Origin of the sequence: Streptomyces sp. NPDC008150 (assembly GCF_042956945.1) — a bacterium.
Classification (GTDB): domain Bacteria; phylum Actinomycetota; class Actinomycetes; order Streptomycetales; family Streptomycetaceae; genus Streptomyces.
Genome location: NZ_JBIBHJ010000001.1, coordinates 188,924 through 207,202, shown reverse-complemented (window position 1 = coordinate 207,202; position 18,279 = coordinate 188,924). Strand labels below are relative to the sequence as shown.

The following is an 18,279-nucleotide window of genomic DNA, read 5'->3' as shown; positions in this document are numbered from 1 at the left end:
GCCGTGGCTTCATCTTTTGCCCCCGTGCGGGACAGCCGGAGCGCCAATGGTTGCCCCAAGCAGCCAACAGCTCTGGGAGATCTTCATGGACGTGAATCCTCGCTCGACCCGCCCGGCCACCGAGTCCGGCGAACCCCGCCGGACCGGCCGGCGCGCGGTGCTCACCGCGGGTCTGGCGGGCGCTCTCGCCGTCGGCGGTGTGGCTGTCGCGGCGGGTCCTGCGGGCGCGGCCACGGCGAAGCGGTCCACCCGTTCCGGCGGCAAGCAGGTTTCGGCCAGGCACCGCGCCGCCTCGCGCGGCATCCCCTTCACGGCGGCCGAGGTCGTCAAGAACGACGACGGCTCGTTCACGGTCGGCTGGGCCGCCAAGAACGCCGGCCGGGTCACCGTCTACACCGGCCGCGAGCAGAACGCCATAGCGCGCCGCTCGGCGGTCGCGCACGGCGCGAGCACCGCCACCGTGACGGTGCGCGGGCTGGGCGACGCGGACCGCCAGTGGTTCGAGCTGGTCCCCGAGCACGGCACCCCGCTGATCCTCGCGGACCGCTCACTGCACCTGGCGACCGCCGCCAACTTCCGTGACGCGGGCGGCTACCGGACCTCCGACGGCCGCTGGGTGCGCATGGGTGTGCTCTACCGCTCGGGCGACCTGAGCAAGCTCACCGACGCCGACCTCGCCAAGCTCAAGCGCCTCGGCATCCGCACCGACATCGACCTGCGCACCGAGGGCGAGCGCACCGCGGCCCCCGACCGGCTGCCCGCGGGCGCGACCTACATCGTCGCGGACGTGCTCGGCGGTTCCATCAGCACCACCACGCTGCCGGCCACCGCGTACGAGGCCGTCGCGTACATGGAGGCGGCGGAGCACACCATGGTCAGCTCCGCGACCGCGTCCGCCGCGTTCAACACCGTGCTCGGCAAGGCCGGCGACCGCCGCGCCTCCTCCGTCGTCTACCACTGCTCGGCGGGCAAGGACCGTACGGGCTGGGCGAGCGCGACGATCCTGACGGCGCTGGGCGTGCCGAGCGCGACCGTGTTCAAGGACTACCTCGCCAGCAACACCTACCGGGCCGCCGAGAACGCCGCCGCGCTGGCCGCCATGCCGGAGTCGATGCGCGCCGCGTACGCGCCGATGCTGGAGGTCCGTGCCACCTACCTCCAGGGCGGCTTCGACCAGGTGAAGTCCGAGTACGGGACCTTCGACGCCTACCTGCGCAAGGGTCTGAGGCTCAGCTCGAAGGACCTGGCCGCCCTGCGCGACCTGCTGCTGGTCGGCTGACCCCGCCCCGCTCCCGCCACGACGCCCGACCGCGTGCCACCGGTCGGGCGTCGCCCGTCGCGCCACCCACTCCCCCGGACCGGCCGTCCGCCCCAACCGTGTTGCGGGACAAGGCTGTTGGGTATCACCACATGACGGACACCGGGGCGTTACGCTCCGGACGGGGGGTGTGCTGTGGCTGTGCACTGGCAGGCTCTGATCGCGGGCGCGCTGACGGTACTCGCCCCGGTGAGGTCCCGCGACGGGGCGGCGGACGAGGACGCCGAGTGGTCCGGCGGGCGCGCGGCGGGCGACCTGACGCGCCGCATGGCCGCCACGTACGAGGCCCTCGGCCCCCCGCCCTCCGCCGGCGGCGACACCCCGGACGCCGCCGCCCGCACCGCGCCGACCGGCCCCCGGCTCGCGGACCGCCGGTCCCTCGCGCGGGAGTACGTGGAGGTCGGCAACACCGCACTGGCCGTCCGCCTCTTCGAGCAGGCCTACGACCAGGCGCCCGCCGACCCGGACGTACTGAGCGAACTCGCCGACGCCCTCGCCGCCGACGGCCGGTACGCGGAGGCCGAAACCGCCCTGCGCAGCGCTCTGTTGATGCAGACGGACCGGCCGCCCTCGCTGCTGCCGGTGGCCGCGTTCGCGTGGCTGCTGCGGTTGCGCGGCCGGGCGGAGGAGGCCGAGACGCTGACCCGTCCGGGGCTGACCCGGGCCCGGCTCGTCGACGTCCTGGCCCACCTCGACCTGCCGGCCCCGGCCGCCGAGGACGACGACCGCACGCCACCGCCCCTTCCCCCGGGGCCACTTGCGCTGCCGGCCCCGCCGGGGGCCGCACCGGCGCGGCCGCCGGCCGACGCCGACAGCGAACTGACCCTGCTGGAGGGGCGCGTCGAGGATCTGCGGGCCTTCGAGCGGGAGTACCGGGTACGGCTGACGTCCTTCCTGGAAAGCCAGTTGAGGCAGGTGGAGGAGCTGTCGGCGCGGCAGGCCGGCGCGTCGCGGGACGCCGCGGGCACCGCGGAGGCCGTGCGCGACTTCGAGCGGGAGCACCTGGTCCGGCTACGGGCCTTCATCGAGGCCCAGTTGAGGCAGGTGCGGATGTCGGACACCGCCTCCCGGGGGCCCGGCGAGAGCGCCCCGATGGCCTACGCGGCGGCGGCGGGCACCGCCTCCGGACGGCCCGTCCCGCCGCGGATGCCGCCGATCCGGGCGTGGAGCGCGGGCGGCGGCGGTCCGGCTCCCCGGACCCCGGCCGTCACGTCGCCGGACTTTCCCGACACCGCTCCCCCGCCGGAGACCACGGAGGCGGGCCTGCCGCGCAGGAGCCCGCGCGGCCGGGCGCCGGCAGCGCCCGCCCCGGCGACCAGCGCGGCCCGGGGCCTGTCCGCGTCCCGTTCGCGGCTCGCGCGGGGCCTCGCCGACGGGCTGCGGCGCCGCGAGGGCGCCCCCGCGCCCGGAGGCCCCCCGCCGGACCCCGCCCCGGACGACGACAACGACAACGACGGCAGTGACGGCAGCGACGGCGAGAGCGGCAGCGGGGAGGGGCGCGACTGATGGCCCGTCAGAACATGAACCGATGGAGCGACATGCTCCCGCCGCCGAGGGCGGCGCAGGAGTGGGAGGCGCTGAAACCGGGGCTCGCGGCGGAGATCTTCGAGGAGTCGCTCGCCGAGGAGCGGCACCGCCGGCGTCTGGCCACCGCGCGGGTCGCCACGAAGATCCTCGGGCAGTTCCTGGCGCTCGGCTCGGTCGCCCTGATGGTCCTGATCGCCAAGTACGCGCTGGACGCGGGGGAACCGATCGTCGCGGGGTTCGCGATCGGCGCCCCGTCCGTCTCCCTCGCCGTGATCTTCGCGCTGTCCCGTGCCCCCGACCGCCGCCTCACCGAACGGCTGGGCACGGCCGCCCGTACCGCCCCCGCCGCCGAGGGCGGCGCGCCGCCCCCGCTCGCGGCGGCACCCGAGCCGGGCGACCCGGCGCAGACGGCGTAGCGGCCGGAGGCCGGCCGCGCGACGCGCGCGGCTCCCGCCCGGGTGGGGACCGGGCGGGAGCCGCGGCCGTACGGGTCCCGCGGACCGCCCGGCCTCGTGGACCGCGCGGGCCGCCAGGGCCGTACGGGCCTCAGAAGGTGACGTCCGAGCAGGCGTAGAACGCGTTGGCCGTGTCCGCCACCGTCCACACCGCGACGATGACGTGGTGACCGCTGAGTCCGCCGGGCAGCGTGCCCGTGTGGCTGAGCGTGGACGGCGGGCGGGCCCCGTTGTACGGGACCTTGAGGAACGGGGTCGTGTTCAGGTCCGCCCTGGTCAGCGCGTGGTTCTGGTTCCAGCCCTGCTTCGTCGCGTAGTACGAGAAGTCGGTCGTGGAGTGCATCGCCGTGAACTGCCACCGGAAGGTGTAACTCGCCCCGGCCGTCAGCTTCGTGGTGGGCCACGCGGTGCCCGCCGGGGTGGTCGGGCTGTTGAGCTGGCCGAACCGCGTGTTGTTGCCCGAGCAGATCTGGCCGTCGGCGGGTCCGGCGGCCGGGAAGCCCTTGGGGCCCTCGACGCTCTGCGGTTCGTACTGGATGTCACCGCAGTTGGCGACGGTCCCGTTGGCACAGAGTTTCTGCCTGCTGAGGGGCAGGTCGGTGTAGCCGTGGCCGCTGGCGGCGCCGGTCGACAGGGCGATCGCCCCGGCGCCGACGAGGGATATCACGGCGGCGTACAACTTGGTCTTTTCGCGCATGCTGCCGCTCCTGGAGAACGTGGGGGAGGTTCACTGAGCCGTGCAGGTGCCGATCGCTGCCGCCGTCCGTGGTCCGCGGTGCCGGGCATCGCGGACCACGGGTGCGGATCGTTCAGGTCTAGACCAAGTCCCAGATTATTGACGCCCGTTCGACATGTCCAGACCAATCACGGCGACGTTTCGCCGCGCCCCGAGCAGAACGCCACCGTGAGGTCCTTCACCAGCGCCTTGCGCTCGTAGTCGTCGAGTTCGACGAGTCCGCGCACGGTCAGCCGGGTCACCGTGTCCTCCACCGAGTCGACGACCGAGCTGAGCACGCTCGCCCGGTGCTCGGCGTCCAGGGCGGCGATGCGGCGGCGGTTCATGGCGGCGGCCACCTCGGGCGCGTACTCGACGCGGACCGGCCGCACCGTGAACACCTCCAGGCCGACCGCCGCGGCGTCCGCCGCCACCAGCCGGGACAGGTTCTCGGCGGACGCCTCCACCGCGCCCGTCCCGGCACCCGGCGTCGCGACGGGGACGCGGGCCAGCGCCGCCTCCACGCACTCGCGCAGATACGTCTCGTGGTCCTCGACGCCGAGGGTGGCCCGCGCGGTGTCCCGCACCCGCCACACCACGAGCACGACGACGCGCAGCGCGACCCCGCTGCGGTCGGACGCGGGCATCTCCCCGCTGCGCCAGTGCCGCAGCCGCACGTCGACCCGGCGGCGCAGCACCAGCGGGTTGACCCACATCAGGCCGGTGCGCCGGACGGTGCCGCGGTAGCGGCCGAACATGCCGAGCACCCAGGCCCGGCCGGTCCTGCCGCGCGCCAGCCCGCCGAAGCCGAACAGCCCGAGCGCGCCGGCGCCCGCGTACGCCGCCCATTGCGCCGGGCCGAGCCCGGCCGGCACGGACGCGGGCAGCCCCAGCGCGTCGACGGCGAGCGGCGGCAGCACGCCCGCCCACCACGAGGTCGCCGCGCAGCCCGCGGCACCGCACGCGCCGGCGAACACACCGGCCGCGCCGGGCAGCACCCGCGCCGGGCGCTCCGCCAGCCCGGGGTCGACCTCCGCGACGGGGCGGGGCCGCGCGGCGGCCGGCCTGCGCAGCCGGGGCTGTTCCCCGGTGCCCTGCCGCCGGGCGACGACGGCCGGGGCGAGCCGGACCGCCGACGGCTCGGGGTCGTCGCGGAACAGCAGGTGGACGGGGATCTCGGTGGTCGACTCGTTCTGGATCAGCCGCGCCGGGCGAGGGGCGAGGACGTCGGTCTCGTCGGGGTCGGGGGTGGGTGCTGCGGTGCTCGGGGTGGTCGTGGTCATGGGTGCTCCAGCCTCCGCGCCAGATGCGTCACAACAGGGGGTCCGTGCGATGGGACGGGCGGATCGGCCGGCCCGGGGCACCGCGTGCGAGCGCGGAGGCCGCCTGGCCGGGACGGTTCGGGTCGGGTGCGGGTGGGCGGGCGGGGCGGCTACAGGAACAGCCGGCGCCAGGTCTCCGGGCCGGGGAAGCCGTCGGCCGCGCCGCCGCGCCAGCCCTGGGCACGCTGGAAGGCCTCGACGTTGCGCCGGTCCGCCTCGCCCCAGCGCGGTCCGGGCCCGGACGTGTAGTACTTGCCGAACCCCTTCTTGATCAACTGCCGCCCCAACTGGGTGACATGGGCGTTGTCGGCGCCCGGCCGGAAGCTCGCGCGCCCCGGGTAGGCGGGCGCGGCGGGCTTGGCGGGAGCGGCCGGTTTCGAGGGAGCGGCGGGCTTCGCGGGCTTTCCGGCCGGTCCCGCCGCGCCCGCCATGATGTCCTTGCCGGACCCGGTCGCCAGCAGCTGCCAGGTGCGCGGGCCGGGCAGCCCGTCGGCGTCCGCGCCCCGCCAGCCCTGCGCCTGCTGGAACGCCTGCGTGGCCCGGCGGTCCGCGTCCGACCAGCGCGGCCCGGGACCCGTGGTGTAGAAGCGCCCGGCACCGCGGCCGACGAGCAGGGTGCCGAGCTGGGTGACGTACTTGTTGTTCGCGCCGGCCCCGAAGTACCTCGCCCCCGGGTACGGCGTCGAGGTGCCGGAGGCGGGCTCCGCCTCCGCGCCGCCGGCCCCGGCGGCAAGGCCCTTGTAGCGGTAGCCGAGGTACTGGCCCGAATGGCTCCAGTACGCGTACGGGGTGGTCTGGCGGCGGGTGCCGGGGCGGGTCTGCTCGTAGGCCGTGTAGTAGGTGTGGGTGTAGTCGGTCCAGCCGCCGAACAGGACGACGTGCGAGCCGTTCGTCGGGTTGGCGGGGTTGTGGAAGAGCAGGATGTCGCCGGGCTGGAGGTCGCCCTTGGCGACCCGCGTGCCGTACTTGCCGAGGCTGCCCGTCCACTCGTTGCCCGTCAGGCCCCAGGCCATGGAGACGAACCCGGAGCAGTCCTGCCGGTAGCCGTCCGACCAGTACTTGGTCATGCTGTACGGCACCTTCGCCGCCACCCACTTCTTGGCCCGGTTGATGATCTCCGCCCGGGTCGTCGAGGGCGCCGCCGCGGCGAGCGGCTCGGCGGACGCACCGCCGGGACCGTGCAGCGGTGCGGTGCCGCCCTGCGGGGTGGCGGGCTCGTCGCCCGCGGGAGTGCCGGGCCGCTCGGCCACGTGCGCCACCGCGGCGGCCGGCGAGGCGTTGCCCGCCGCGAGCACCGCCGCCGACGCGGCCGCCAGCAGCAGGGTCCGGTGGGCCGCCGGGTGGCCGCCGGCCCGGCCGTCCGCCGCGTGCGGCAGGACCCGGCGCCACAGGACGCAGCCCGGACAGTCGCAGTCACTCGCGGGATCGACTTCCTCGAAGACCGGAGTCCCCATGCGATTCCCCTCACACTCCAGGTCCGGATGTCCTCGCTGATGCACATTCGCCAGTTTCACAACTGTCGTCCCGATTCGCATGTTGACGGTCCGAATGATGTACGCGCCCCGGCGCGGCGCCCCCGCACCCCGTCCCGCGCCCCCCGGGGCCGGTCGGGGCGGGTGCCGGGCGGTCCGGAGCACCCTCCGGGGTCGGGTAGAGTTGTCGACGTCAGCAGGCGCCGCTAGCTCAGTTGGTTAGAGCAGCTGACTCTTAATCAGCGGGTCCGGGGTTCGAGTCCCTGGCGGCGCACAGCGGAAGAGGGCGGGTTCCGTCCGGGTTCACCCGGACAGGGCCCGCCCTCTTCGTGCACCCGCCGTGCGCTCCCCCGCCGGCCGCGCGTCCGGATCGGCTCGCGGGTGCCCGACGGTCCTCGGTGCCGCGGACGTGCGTGCCGGACCCCGCGTCCGCGGACCGAGCCGAACGACAACCCCCTAGGCTCAGGCGCTCATCCGTTCTACAGTTTCAGCAGACTGCCCCTGCCCCCGGCCGTCGTCCCGTCCAACGACCGAACGCCCGTCCGTGGCGCCGGTCGTCCTCGAACCTCCCGCGCAGACGCCGGGTTACTCCCGCAACCCGTGCGCGCGCGGTCGAGGACCAGCCCGGTCGACGACTTCGGGGGAGTGGTCGTCGACCGGGCATGGTGCCCAACAGGACTTCCGGCAGAGGGAGTTAGGGAGTTCAGGACGTGCCGGACGCCGGGTCCGTGAGGCCCGTGAGGTACGCGGACACGATCACGTTGGCCGTGTAGCCGCCCGCGGCGCGGTCGAAGGTGCCGCCGCAGGTGATCAACCGCAGTTCCGCGCGCCCCGACCGCCTTGCCCCGTACGCCTGTTGGGCGTCGAAGTGGCGGCGGGACTGCACCCGTACGTCGTCCACGGTGAACTCCGCGACCCGGCCGTCGGCGCGGGTCACCCGTATCCGCTCGCCGGTGCGCAGCGTGCCGAGCCGGTGGAAGACGGCGGGCCGCGACTCCGTGTCGACGTGCCCCACCATGAGCGCGGTGCCGACCGCCCCGGGCCGTGCCCCGGCCGCGTACCAGCCCACCGTGCCGGCCCGGTCGAAGGGCGGCGGGTCGACGGCCCCGTGCCCGTCGAGGCCGCGGGCCACGACCCGGGCCCGGACACCGGCCGCCGGGATCTCGACACTCAGCGGGCGCGCGCCCGTCGCCGGGCGGTGCGCGGGCGGCAGCCCGGCCTCGGCGGGCCGGCCCACGGCCGCGATGTCGCCGGTGGTCGGCGCGGCGATCCCCTGCCGCGCGTCGCTCACGCCCCGGCCGCACGTCCACAGGCCGAGCAGCAGCAGTACCCACGCGGCGCCGGTGAGCTGCCTGCCCGCGCCGGCGCAACGCCCGCGGTGCTCACGGTCGGACATCGCCGGCCCCCTCAGTCGTTCCCGCGGCCCCGGCGGACGCTGCGCACCGCCACGGCCACCGCCGCCACCCCGGCCAGCACCAGCCCGACGACCGCCTGCGCCGTGCCGGGACCCGTGGCCCGGGGTTCGGCGGCGGCCACCGGCGCGGCACCGCCGCCGCCCGCGTGCACGGGGGCGACGGGCGAGGCGGGGACGTGCGGCGAGGGGGCGGCCGGCGGGGGCGTGGCGCCGTGCGCGCGGCCCACGGTGAGGCGGCCGGACGGGCGCACGGCGGAGCCGTCGCAGACGACGCGCACGGCGTAGCTGCCCGCCGTCAGACCTGCGCGGACACGGCTCTCGCCGACCAGCGCGCCGTGCTCGCGGGTGAGCCGGACGTCCGCCGCGAAGGCGGCCGACGCCGCCGTGCCGGTCCGGCCGCCGCAGCCGTCCACGCGCAGGGCGACGCCACCGCCGGGTCCCGGCTCCGACGGGGTGACGACGACCCCGCCGCCGTCCGCCGCGTACGCCGTCGGGGCGAGTGCGGCGGCGGTCAGCAGTCCCGCGCAGAGGACGAGTGTCCGTGAGCCCATCGTGAACCTCCCACGGGAAGGCTCCCCGCCCGGCCCGGCGGACGCATCCGGGCGGGGCGGGCGTTGGGCCGTCGGAGGGACGGGCGGGCCGTCAGCCGGTCGGGTCGGCGGGGTCGATCAGCTCGACGAGGTCGGCGATCGAGTCGACGATCTGGGACGGCCGGAAGGGGTAGTTGTCGACCTGCTCCGCGCGGGTCAGCCCGGTGAGCACGAGGAACGTCTGCATCCCGGCCTCCATGCCGGCGAGGACGTCCGTGTCCATCCGGTCGCCGATCATGGCGGAGGACTCCGAGTGGGCGCCGAGCGCGTTGAGGCCGGTGCGCATCATCAGCGGGTTCGGCTTGCCCGCGAAGTACGGCTGCCGGCCGGTGGCCTTGGTGATCAGCGCGGCGACGGCGCCCGTCGCGGGCAGCGGCCCCTCGGTGGACGGGCCGGTCTCGTCGGGGTTGGTGCAGATGAAGCGCGCCCCGCCGTTGATGAGCCGGACCGCCTTCGTCATGGCCTCGAAGGAGTACGTGCGGGTCTCGCCGAGCACCACGTAGTCGGGCTCGTGGTCGGTCAGGACGTACCCGATGTCGTGCAGGGCGGTGGTCAGCCCGGCCTCGCCGATCACGTACGCGGTGCCGCCGGGGCGCTGGTCGTCGAGGAACTTGGCGGTGGCCAGCGCCGACGTCCAGATGTTCTCCACCGGCACGTCGAGGCCCATCCGGCGCAGCCGGGCCTGGAGGTCGCGCGGGGTGTAGATGGAGTTGTTGGTGAGGACCAGGAAGGGGCGGCCGGAGTCGCGCAGCTTCTTGAGGAAGGCGTCGGCGCCGGGGATCGGCACGCCCTCGTGGACGAGGACGCCGTCCATGTCGGTCAGCCACGACTCGATGGGCTTGCGGTCTGCCATGTGCGGTTCTCCTGGCGTACGGGCGGGCAGGGGCGGGGCCGCCGGAACCACGGCGTGCCGACGGCCCCAGCCTAGGCCGTGCGCCACCGCGGCCAGGGAGCCGAACCCGGGGTCGCGGTCTCCCGGGTGAGGGTCTTGAGCCGGCGCAGGGTCGGCACCGTCTCCGCCGTGTGGACGCCGGGCAGGGCTCCCACCTTGTCGCTGAGGAACACGTACAGCTCGTCGGTGTCGCGGCACAGCACCGACAGCACGAGGTTGGCGGCGCCGGTGACCGCCGCCGCGAACCGCACCTCGGGGTGGCCGGCGACGGCCTGCCCGGCGGCGGCCAGCGCGTGCGGGGCGACGGTCAGCCAGCACAGGGCCTCGACGCTGCGGCCGAGGGGTTCGTGGTCGAACTCGACCGCGAGGTGCAGCACCCCGGTGTCGCGCAGCCGTTGCAGCCGCTTCTTCACCGTCGTCTCCGACTGGCCGGTGGCCGCCCGGAGTTCGGTGACGGGGGCCCGGCCGTCGCGGCGCAGCACGTCGAGCAGGACGCGGTCGACGGCGTCCGGGTCCTCCGCCGCACGGGTCCTGGCGGGCGGGCGCGGGCGGAGCGCCGCCTGTTCGTCGGGGCCGAGCGCGCTGATCTTGCGCAGCCAGCGCAGCGAGTTGCCGTAGTAGGAGTGCAGGACGCAGTGGGCGGCCACCGACGTCACCCCCGGGGTGCGCCGGAGACGTTCGAGGAGCAGGTCGTCGCGCTCCCGCCGGTCCCGCGGCCGGATCGCGCACACCACCTCGGTGCCGCCCGCGGCCAGGTCGACGTAGTACGTGTCCGCCCTGCGGGCGAGGGTGGCGGCCAGCGGCCCCGCCGTGTCGTGCGCGCATCCCAGGCGCACGATCCAGCTGGTCCTGCCCAGCCGCCCGTCGTCGACCGTGCCGGTCACCCGGAGGCCGGCGGTGGTGCGCAGCCGCCGGAAGCGACGGGCCACGGTCCGGTCGGAGACACCGATCACCTGCCCGATCCGGCTGAACGACGCCCGGCCGTCGAGTTCCAGCGCCTGGAGCAGCTTCAGGTCGAGCTCGTCGAGGGCGGGCGGCGCGTCGTGCGCACCGGGTGTCGGAGGCGTCACGCGTACTCCTGCACGGGCCGGGGCGGGCGCGGTCATCGTAGGCGGACGCCGGGAACGGGATGCGGCGGGGACCGGCTCTCCGCGGGGCGGAAACCGACCGTGCCGAATCGACGACGGGTCCGATCATGCGGCACGGGCGCAATACGCGGCAAGCCCTCCGTAGCCGCATCGGGAAACCCGACACGTCGGGCGGAAAGAGTGCGGGAATCCGTCCCCGACCCCGCTCACCGGGCGGTCCCAAGTCGCGTAAGCGCAGCTCACATTGCTGATCGGCGTGACGGAATTCCTCGCCGCCGGTTCGCAAGGTAACCCTTCGCGTCCCGCACTTCCGCCCTCTTTCCGGCGCCCCGCATTCTCATTTCCTGCGCCACGCAGAGGCCCCGGCGATTTCCGTCCGGGGCACGACGAACCAACGAACCGAGGTGGTTGTGAAATGAGCCGCGAGAACACCGCTCTCGTCGTGGGCGGCGGGATCGGCGGACTGTCCGCGTCGATCGCGCTGGCCGACGCGGGGTACGCCGTCACCGTCGTGGAGATCCGCCCCGACCTGCACTCCTCGGTGTACGGCGTCGGCATCATCCAGCCGGTGAACGCGCTGCGCGCCCTGGACGCGATCGGCTGCGCCGAGGCCTGCCTCGCCGCCGGCTACGCCACCACGGCCTGGGGCCAACTGCTGGACGTGGACGGCGGGTTGCTGCGCGAGATGCCGGGCGCCCGGATACCGGGGTCGGACCTGCCGCCCATGAACGGGCTGACCAGGCCGCAGTTGCACGCGATCCTCACGGACCGGGCGCTCGCGGCGGGGGTCACCGTCGAGTACGACAGGACGTTCACGGATCTCGTGGACGGTCCGGACGGCGTCGACGTCACCCTCACCGACGGCTCGCGGCGGCTCGTCGACCTCGTCGTGGGGGCGGACGGCGTGTACTCCGCGGTCCGCCCCTACGTGCTCGCCGAGGACCTGCGGCCGGTCTACGTCGGGCAGTCGGCGTTCCGCGTCAACATCCCCCGGCTGCCGGAGATCGACCGCATCGTGCTCCAGGCCGGCCCCGAGGGCATGGCCGGCTTCGTGCCCATCGGGCCCGACCTCGCGTACTTCTTCTACAACACGACGTGGGAGCGGGGCGTCCGGATCGAACAGGCGGAGACGGCGGCGGTGCTGAGGAAGCACCTGGCACCGTTCGGCGGTCTGGCGGGGCGGGTCCGCGACGAGTTCCTGGACGACCCCGACGCCATCGTGTTCCGTCCGGAGGAGTGGCTGATCGCGCCCGCGCCGTGGCACCGCGGCCGGATCGTACTGATCGGCGACGCCGTGCACGCGGTCACGCCGCACCTCGGACAGGGCGCGGCGCAGGCGGTGGAGGACGGCATCGTGCTGGCGCAGTGCCTGCTCGCCTGCGACGGACTGGAGGCCGCCTTCACGCGGTACACCGAACGCCGGTACGCGCGCTGCAAGTTGGTCGTCGAATCGTCGGTGGCGATCGGCGAGTACGAGATGAACCCCGCCGCCCACCGGGACTTCGACCACGCCGGGGTGACCCAGCACGTGCTGGAGGAGATGATCAGGCCGATCTGACGGCACCGCCGCCCGGCCCGCCGACGGGGCCGCCCGGCGGTCTCGTCGCCCCGCGTCAGCGGCGCAGCCGGCGTCCCGCGAGGAGCAGCCCGCCCCCGGCCACCAGGAGCCCGGCGACGGTCGTGAAGACGGCGGGCGGCAACCCCGGTCCCGTCTCGGCGAGTTCGCCGGTGAACGGGAAGAGCGCGCCCGGTGACGCGGCCCCGGACGGGACACCGGAGCCGGTGCCCGGGGAGGCCGCCGCCGAGGTGCCGCCGGACGGCGCGTAGGAACCGGCGGAGGAGGGCTCCGACCAGCCGCCCGTGCCGGACTCGGTGCCGCCGCCCGGTTCCTCGGTCGACGCCCCCGGCGGCAGTGCCGCGTCGGGGGACGCCGGGTCGGGCACGGCACTGGCCGGCACGTCGGGGCCGATCGCGAAGCGGTACGCGTTCGACTCCCCCACCCAGTCCCCGTCGCCGCCGTGCCGCTGCACCACGGCGGCGCGCGCGGTGACCTGGTTCGCGGCGGCGTCGGCGGCGAACGCGAGCCGGACGCGGACGCTGACCGTCCGGTGGGCCGGCACGGTGAACCCGGGGAAGCCGTCCTTGTCCCCGAAGGCGCCCACGAGTTCGTCCTCGTCGGTCCTCGTGAGGCGCACCGGGCGGTAGCGGTGCCCGTCGTCGAACTCCAGGTGCGGCTGCGCCGGGCGCAGCGCCCGCCGGTCGTCGACGAGGACGAGCACCGGGTGGATGCCGCCGCAGGCGCGGCCGGTGGTGTTGGCGAGGTCGACGGTCCACTGGCCGCGCCCGCCGCCGGAGGCGTAGCCGGTCGGGCCGCCGTGCACCCGCGTGGCGATCGGGAAGCGCCGCCCGGCGGGCGCGTCGCACGCGGCGGAGGCGGCCGCGGCGAGGGCGCGCGGGGCGGAAGGCGGGGCGGGCGCGGAGGCGGGGGCCGCGGGCGCGGAGGCGGGGGCCGCGTGCGCCGGAGCCGGTACGGCGAGGAACGCGGCCGCCACGGCGAGCGGGAGGGTCACGGACGGCGGGCGCGGTCGCATCATCCGATGACCTTGCCGGACGGTCGCGGCGGACGGGCGGCACCGTACCGGGCGGGCACCTCGAACGGCCCCGCCCCGCCGCCCGATCGGCCCACCGGCGCCCCGCACGGGACCGCCGGCCCCGTCAGGCGTCCCCGCGCCCGAACAGCGGTGCGAGGAGCAGTTGCGCGGCACCCTCGGCGACCCCGCGTTCGCCGTGCCCCGCCGCCCGCACGGGCACCGCGCCGGCCGGGGAGCCCTCCCGGCGGGCACGGGCGTCCAGGACGGCGGCGACACCCCGGACGTAGGGCCCGGGGGCGGCGGCGACGGTCCGGCCGCCGAGCAGGACGAGGTCGACGTCGAGCAGTCCGGCGAGGTTGGCGGCGCCCGCCCCGAGGACGCGGGCCGCCTCGTCCGCGTCGCCGCGCTCCACCGCCGCCAGGCACAGCGCCTCGATGCAGCCACGGTCGCCGCAGGTGCAGGGCGGTCCGTCGAGCTGGATCACCTGGTGGCCGAACTCCCCCGCCCCGGTCCTCGCCCCGCGGTGCACGGTCCCGCCGACCACGAGACCGGCGCCGAGGCCCGTGCCGAGGTGGAGGTAGGCGAAGGTCCCGTCCTCCCCGCCCACGGCGAGCGCGAGGGCCGCCGCGTTGGTGTCCTTGTCCACGACGACGGGCACGCCCAGCCGCCGGGCGAGGGCGTCCCGCAGCGGGAAGCCGTCCCAGTCCGGGAAGCCGGTGACGCGGTGCAGCACCCCGCGCACGTGGTCGAGCGGTCCGGGCAGCGCCACGCCCACGCCGAGCAGCGCGACCCGGGGCAGTTCCTCCACCTCGCGCGCGGCCGCCTCGACCACCGCCGGTCCGCCGGCGCCGAGGTCCAGCGGGGCGTGCCGCTCGGCGACGACCGCGCCGGTCACATCACAGAGCACGGCGGTGAGTTCGTCACGGTCGAGGTGCAGCCCGACCGCGTGCCCCGCGCCGGGCACGAGGCGCAGGACGGTGCGCGGCTTGCCGCCCGTGGACGCCCGGCGCCCGGCCTCCGCGGCGAAACCCTCCGCCCGCAGCCGGGCGGTGATCTTGCTGACGGCCTGCGGGGTGAGCCCGGTCCGCTCGGCGAGTTCGAGACGGCTGATGCCCTCGGACCCGGCGGTGCGCAGCAGGTCGAGCACGAGCGCGGTGTTGTGGCTGCGCAGGGCGACGAGGTTCACACCGCCGCCGCCCGCGCCCGCCCCGTTTCCGGCGACCGCCCCGTTCCCGGCACCCGCACCCGCCCGGCGCGCCCCCGCCGTACCGTCCGCGCCCGTACCGTCCGCGCCCGTACCGCCGCCGCCCGCGCGGGCCGCTCCGTCGTCCACACCGTCCACGTTGTCCACGCGACCCATTCTCCCTCCCGCTTGCACTTTGGCAACAGCGTTGCCAAAGTGGAGGGCATGACTGGAAGCATCACTGGAAGCGCCGACTCCCCCCTCCGCGTGGGCCTCGTCGGCTACGGCCTCGCGGGTTCCGTGTTCCACGCCCCGCTGATCGCCGCGACCGAGGGCCTGGTGCTCGACACCGTGGTCACCTCCAACCCCGAGCGGCAGGAGCAGGCGCGAGCCGAGTTCCCGGACGTCCGGTTCGCGGCGGGCCCGGACGAGCTGTTCGCGCGGGCGGACGAGCTCGACCTGGTCGTGATCGCCTCGCCGAACAAGACGCACGTGCCGCTCGCCACCGCCGCGCTGAAGGCCGGCCTGCCGGTCGTCGTCGACAAGCCGGTCGCGGGCACCGCGGCCGAGGCGCGGGAGCTGGCGGCGCTGGCCGAGGAGCGCGGGCTGCTGCTGTCCGTCTTCCAGAACCGCCGCTGGGACAACGACTTCCTGACCCTGCGCAAGCTGATCGCCGACGGCGGCCTCGGCGACGTGTGGCGCTTCGAGTCCCGCTTCGAGCGGTGGCGCCCGCGCCCCAAGGGCGGCTGGCGCGAGTCCGGCGACCCGGCGGAGATCGGCGGCCTGCTCTACGACCTGGGCAGCCACGTCGTCGACCAGGCACTCGTCCTGTTCGGCCCGGCGGTCTCGGTGTACGCGGAGAGCGACATTCGGCGCCCCGGCGCGGAGACCGACGACGACACTTTCATCGCGATCACGCACGCGGGCGGCGTCCGCTCCCACCTGTACGTGTCGGCGACGACCGCGCAGCTCGGCCCGCGCTTCCGGGTGCTGGGCTCGCGGGCCGGTTACGTGAAGTACGGCCTCGACCCGCAGGAGGCCGCCCTGCGCGAGGGCCGGCGCCCCGGCGGGGAAGAGGAATGGGGCACGGAGCCGGAGGGCGACTGGGGCCGGGTCGGTGCCGGCGAGTCCCCGCAGACCGGTGGCGGCCGCCCCGAGCCGACGCTGCCGGGCGACTACCCGGCGTACTACGCGGCCGTGGCCGCCGCCGTGCGCGAGGGCGCCCCGAACCCGGTGACGGCCCTGGAGGCCGCCGCGGCGCTGGACGTCCTGGAGGCGGCCCGCCGCTCGGCCCGCGACGGTGCGACGGTGACGCTGTGACGAACAGGCCCGGCATCACCCCGAAGTTCACGCCCGAGATCACCCCGACCGTGGAGGAGCTGGAGGCGCAGGAACGGCGCCTCATCTTCCGCCGGTTCACCAACGACGACGCGTGGGCGCTGGGCTCCCTGCTGGTGGAGCTGGCCCGCGAGCGCCAGGCGCCGGTCGCCGTCGACATCCACCGCGCCGGGCAGCAGCTCTTCCACGCGGCACTGCCCGGTTCGGCGCCGGACAACGACGCCTGGATCGCGCGCAAGCGCCGGGTCGTGGAGCGCTACGGCTCGTCGTCGTACCTGGTGGGGACCCGGTTCCGCGCCAAGGGCAGCACGTTCGAGGACTCCTCGCGCCTGGACCCCGACACCTACGCGGCGCACGGCGGTTCGTTCCCGGTCACCGTCGCGGACGTCGGGGTGGTCGGCGCGGTGACGGTCTCGGGACTGCCGCAGCTCGACGACCACCGGTTCGTGGTGGCGGCGCTGGAGCAGTTCCTCGGCCTCTCCGACTGAGGCACCTCCGGACGGGGGAACGGGGCCCCCGTCCGGAGTCCGCCGCCGGGTCCCCTCCGGGACCGGGCGGGCGGAACGGGAATGATCACGCGGAGGGGCCCGGTTGACACCGGGCGAGTACCGCAGAGGAATCAAGTGCCGCCCACCGCGGCCGAGTACTTGAGGAACCGCGTTCCCGCACGCACCAGGAGGACAGCTCGATGACCGACGACGACACGAATCCCACCGGCGACTCCGCCCAACTCCGCGCATCGCTCGGCCGCTACGGCGTCTGGAGCATCGCCCTGCGGTCCGAGGACCCCGACCGCCGTGACGAACTGGCCGACGCGGCAGCCGAGTTGGAGGAGCTGGGGTTCGGCACCCTGTGGCTGGGCGGCAGCAGTTCGGTGCGCAACGCGGTCCCGATCGTCGGGGCGACGTCCCGCGTCACGGTCGGCACCAGCATCCAGAGCATCTGGCAGCACGAAGCGGCCGACGCGGCACGGGAGTTCACCGAGCTGGACGCCACGCACCCCGGCCGCTTCCTGCTGGGCCTGGGCGTGGCCCACGCGCAGAACACCGAGCAGTACCGGCGCCCGTACTCGTCCCTGGTGGCGTACCTGGACGCGCTGGACGCCGCCGGGGTCCCCGCGCACCGGCGGGTGCTGGCGGCGATCGGCCCGCGCTCGCTGAAGCTGGCGGCGGACCGCGCGGCGGGCACGATCCCGTACCTCGTGACCCCGGAGTACACGGCGGAGGCACGCCGGACTCTCGGCGAAACGGCCCTGCTGGCACCGGAGTTCAAGGTGGTCCTGGAGACGGATCCGTCCGTCGCCCGGGGCCTGGCCCGCACGTCCCTCGCCCCGTACCTCCAGATGCCCAACTACACGAACAACTTCCAGCGCCTGGGCTTCACGGAGGACGACTTCACGGCCGGCGGCAGCGACCGCCTGATCGACGCCCTGTACGCCTGGGGCGGCGACGACCGCGTCCGCGACCGCCTGGAGGAGTTCCACACGGCGGGCGCGGACCACGTGGCGGTCCAGGTGGTGAGCGACGCGTCCCGGGAGGACCTCCCCCGCGACGCGTGGCGCCGGCTGGCGGGGCTGCTGCTGCCTGCCGCCTGACGGCGACTCACCAGTCGCCGTACGCGTCCACCGACGTGGCGATCAGGGCGAGCAGGGCCCGCGTCCGCAGCGGGTCCTCCGTCCTTGAGCGCAGGGCCCGTTCGGTGACGCGCAGCTTGCGCAGGGCGGCCTGTTCGCCGTCGATCAGGTCCTCGACCAGCGGGGTCGTGACGAAGTCGAGGCAGTCCGTGAACAGCCGCCGCGTCGCGTCGGAAGGCTGGTCCGGTTCGGGGGCCTCGTACCCGGCGGTCACGTGGCGGGCCGGGTCGGTCAGGCTCCAGCCGACGACCCGGCCGCCCTGGACGAGCAGCGCGACGTCGGTGGCGATGCCGACGCGGGCGTCCAACGGGGCGTCCAGGACGGCCGGATCGCGCAGCACGGTCAGCACCTCGTCACCGGGCGCCCGGCACAGCACGGTGCCGGGCCGCTGCCCGAAGTCCCGCACCTCATCGGCCCGCAGCCCGCCCGGCAGCACGGCGGGTCCGACAGGCAGCCGGGCGGACTCCTCGGCTGTGGCCGCCTCCTCGGGCATGCGCAGCTCGACGCCGACGAGGTTCCGGTCCGCCTTGTCGAAGCGGACGTAGTCCGGGTCGTCCCAGAGGAAGTCCTCGCTGCCGAACGTACGCACGCCGAAGTCGTGCCGCTCGAAGCGGTCCGCGTACGGCGCGACGACGAGGGTCACGCCGAGCAGCCGGGGCATCCACGGCAGCGGTTCGTCCGTCACGGTCGCGGGCAGGTCGCCGTCGAACAGGACCCTCGTGATCTTCGCCGTCATCGCCG

Annotated in this window: 17 protein-coding genes and 1 tRNA gene; 8 read left to right on the top strand and 10 right to left on the bottom strand. The window is 75.4% G+C overall.

From position 1 onward, the window contains the following. Positions 1-46: 46 nt before the first annotated feature. The 3 genes from ACFZA0_RS00880 (at position 47) to ACFZA0_RS00870 (ending at position 3,261) form a co-directional block, all read left to right on the top strand. On the top strand, positions 47-1,279 hold the full coding sequence (locus ACFZA0_RS00880; RefSeq protein ID WP_391009107.1) for a tyrosine-protein phosphatase: 1,233 nt from the start codon (positions 47-49) through the stop codon (positions 1,277-1,279). Between the two features lie 174 nt (positions 1,280-1,453). Next, positions 1,454-2,824: a tetratricopeptide repeat protein gene (locus ACFZA0_RS00875; protein WP_391009104.1), complete on the top strand. Its 1,371-nt coding sequence runs from the start codon at positions 1,454-1,456 to the stop codon at positions 2,822-2,824. Beyond that, positions 2,824-3,261, top strand: a complete 438-nt coding sequence (locus ACFZA0_RS00870) for a hypothetical protein (protein ID WP_391009101.1) — start codon at positions 2,824-2,826, stop codon at positions 3,259-3,261. Before ACFZA0_RS00875 ends, ACFZA0_RS00870 begins: the two co-directional genes overlap by 1 nt. Before the next feature lie 130 nt (positions 3,262-3,391). On the opposite strand, the gene ACFZA0_RS00865 is transcribed toward ACFZA0_RS00870, so the two are convergent. From ACFZA0_RS00865 to ACFZA0_RS00855, 3 genes are all read right to left on the bottom strand, one after another. After that, positions 3,392-3,997 (bottom strand): lytic polysaccharide monooxygenase, encoded by a 606-nt coding sequence (locus ACFZA0_RS00865; RefSeq protein ID WP_391009098.1) that lies wholly within the window; start codon positions 3,995-3,997, stop codon positions 3,392-3,394. Between the two features lie 167 nt (positions 3,998-4,164). Next, positions 4,165-5,298 (bottom strand): SPFH domain-containing protein, encoded by a 1,134-nt coding sequence (locus ACFZA0_RS00860; RefSeq protein WP_391009095.1) that lies wholly within the window; start codon positions 5,296-5,298, stop codon positions 4,165-4,167. Positions 5,299-5,447: 149 nt separating this feature from the next. After that, a complete protein-coding gene (locus ACFZA0_RS00855) occupies positions 5,448-6,791 on the bottom strand; it encodes a peptidoglycan-binding protein (protein ID WP_391009092.1) in 1,344 nt (447 codons plus the stop codon). Positions 6,792-7,009: 218 nt separating this feature from the next. On the opposite strand from ACFZA0_RS00855, the gene ACFZA0_RS00850 reads away from it, so the two are divergent. Then, a tRNA-Lys gene (locus ACFZA0_RS00850) sits at positions 7,010-7,083 on the top strand. Between the two features lie 429 nt (positions 7,084-7,512). Here ACFZA0_RS00850 and ACFZA0_RS00845 read toward each other — a convergent pair. From ACFZA0_RS00845 to ACFZA0_RS00830, 4 genes are all read right to left on the bottom strand, one after another. Next, positions 7,513-8,205: a class F sortase gene (locus tag ACFZA0_RS00845; protein ID WP_391009090.1), complete on the bottom strand. Its 693-nt coding sequence runs from the start codon at positions 8,203-8,205 to the stop codon at positions 7,513-7,515. Between the two features lie 11 nt (positions 8,206-8,216). Next, positions 8,217-8,774, bottom strand: coding sequence for a hypothetical protein (locus ACFZA0_RS00840; RefSeq protein ID WP_391009087.1), 558 nt, complete (start codon positions 8,772-8,774; stop codon positions 8,217-8,219). A gap of 91 nt (positions 8,775-8,865) precedes the next feature. Further along, positions 8,866-9,666: an HAD-IIA family hydrolase gene (locus ACFZA0_RS00835; RefSeq protein WP_391009084.1), complete on the bottom strand. Its 801-nt coding sequence runs from the start codon at positions 9,664-9,666 to the stop codon at positions 8,866-8,868. Between the two features lie 71 nt (positions 9,667-9,737). Beyond that, positions 9,738-10,775, bottom strand: coding sequence for an AsnC family transcriptional regulator (locus ACFZA0_RS00830; RefSeq protein WP_391009081.1), 1,038 nt, complete (start codon positions 10,773-10,775; stop codon positions 9,738-9,740). A 433-nt stretch (positions 10,776-11,208) separates the two neighbouring features. Here ACFZA0_RS00830 and ACFZA0_RS00825 point away from each other — a divergent pair, with 433 nt between their 5' ends. Beyond that, on the top strand, positions 11,209-12,351 hold the full coding sequence (locus tag ACFZA0_RS00825) for an FAD-dependent monooxygenase (protein ID WP_391009078.1): 1,143 nt from the start codon (positions 11,209-11,211) through the stop codon (positions 12,349-12,351). A 55-nt stretch (positions 12,352-12,406) separates the two neighbouring features. Here ACFZA0_RS00825 and ACFZA0_RS00820 read toward each other — a convergent pair whose 3' ends face one another. Further along, complete coding sequence (locus ACFZA0_RS00820; protein ID WP_391009075.1) at positions 12,407-13,387, bottom strand: hypothetical protein; 981 nt, start codon at positions 13,385-13,387, stop codon at positions 12,407-12,409. Between the two features lie 121 nt (positions 13,388-13,508). Then, complete coding sequence (locus tag ACFZA0_RS00815) at positions 13,509-14,744, bottom strand: ROK family protein (RefSeq protein WP_391009072.1); 1,236 nt, start codon at positions 14,742-14,744, stop codon at positions 13,509-13,511. A 48-nt stretch (positions 14,745-14,792) separates the two neighbouring features. Between ACFZA0_RS00815 and ACFZA0_RS00810 the strand changes: the two genes are divergently transcribed. From ACFZA0_RS00810 to ACFZA0_RS00800, 3 genes are all read left to right on the top strand, one after another. Next, positions 14,793-15,887 carry a Gfo/Idh/MocA family oxidoreductase gene (locus ACFZA0_RS00810; RefSeq protein WP_391009069.1) on the top strand — a complete coding sequence of 365 codons (1,095 nt, stop codon included), beginning with the start codon at positions 14,793-14,795 and terminating at the stop codon, positions 15,885-15,887. After that, positions 15,884-16,393, top strand: coding sequence for a heme-degrading domain-containing protein (locus ACFZA0_RS00805; RefSeq protein ID WP_391009066.1), 510 nt, complete (start codon positions 15,884-15,886; stop codon positions 16,391-16,393). Before ACFZA0_RS00810 ends, ACFZA0_RS00805 begins: the two co-directional genes overlap by 4 nt. Positions 16,394-16,593: 200 nt before the next feature. Continuing rightward, positions 16,594-17,499, top strand: a complete 906-nt coding sequence (locus ACFZA0_RS00800) for a TIGR03620 family F420-dependent LLM class oxidoreductase (protein ID WP_391009063.1) — start codon at positions 16,594-16,596, stop codon at positions 17,497-17,499. 7 nt (positions 17,500-17,506) lie between these two features. On the opposite strand, the gene ACFZA0_RS00795 is transcribed toward ACFZA0_RS00800, so the two are convergent. Continuing rightward, complete coding sequence (locus ACFZA0_RS00795) at positions 17,507-18,274, bottom strand: hypothetical protein (protein ID WP_391009060.1); 768 nt, start codon at positions 18,272-18,274, stop codon at positions 17,507-17,509. Positions 18,275-18,279 lie beyond the last annotated feature (5 nt).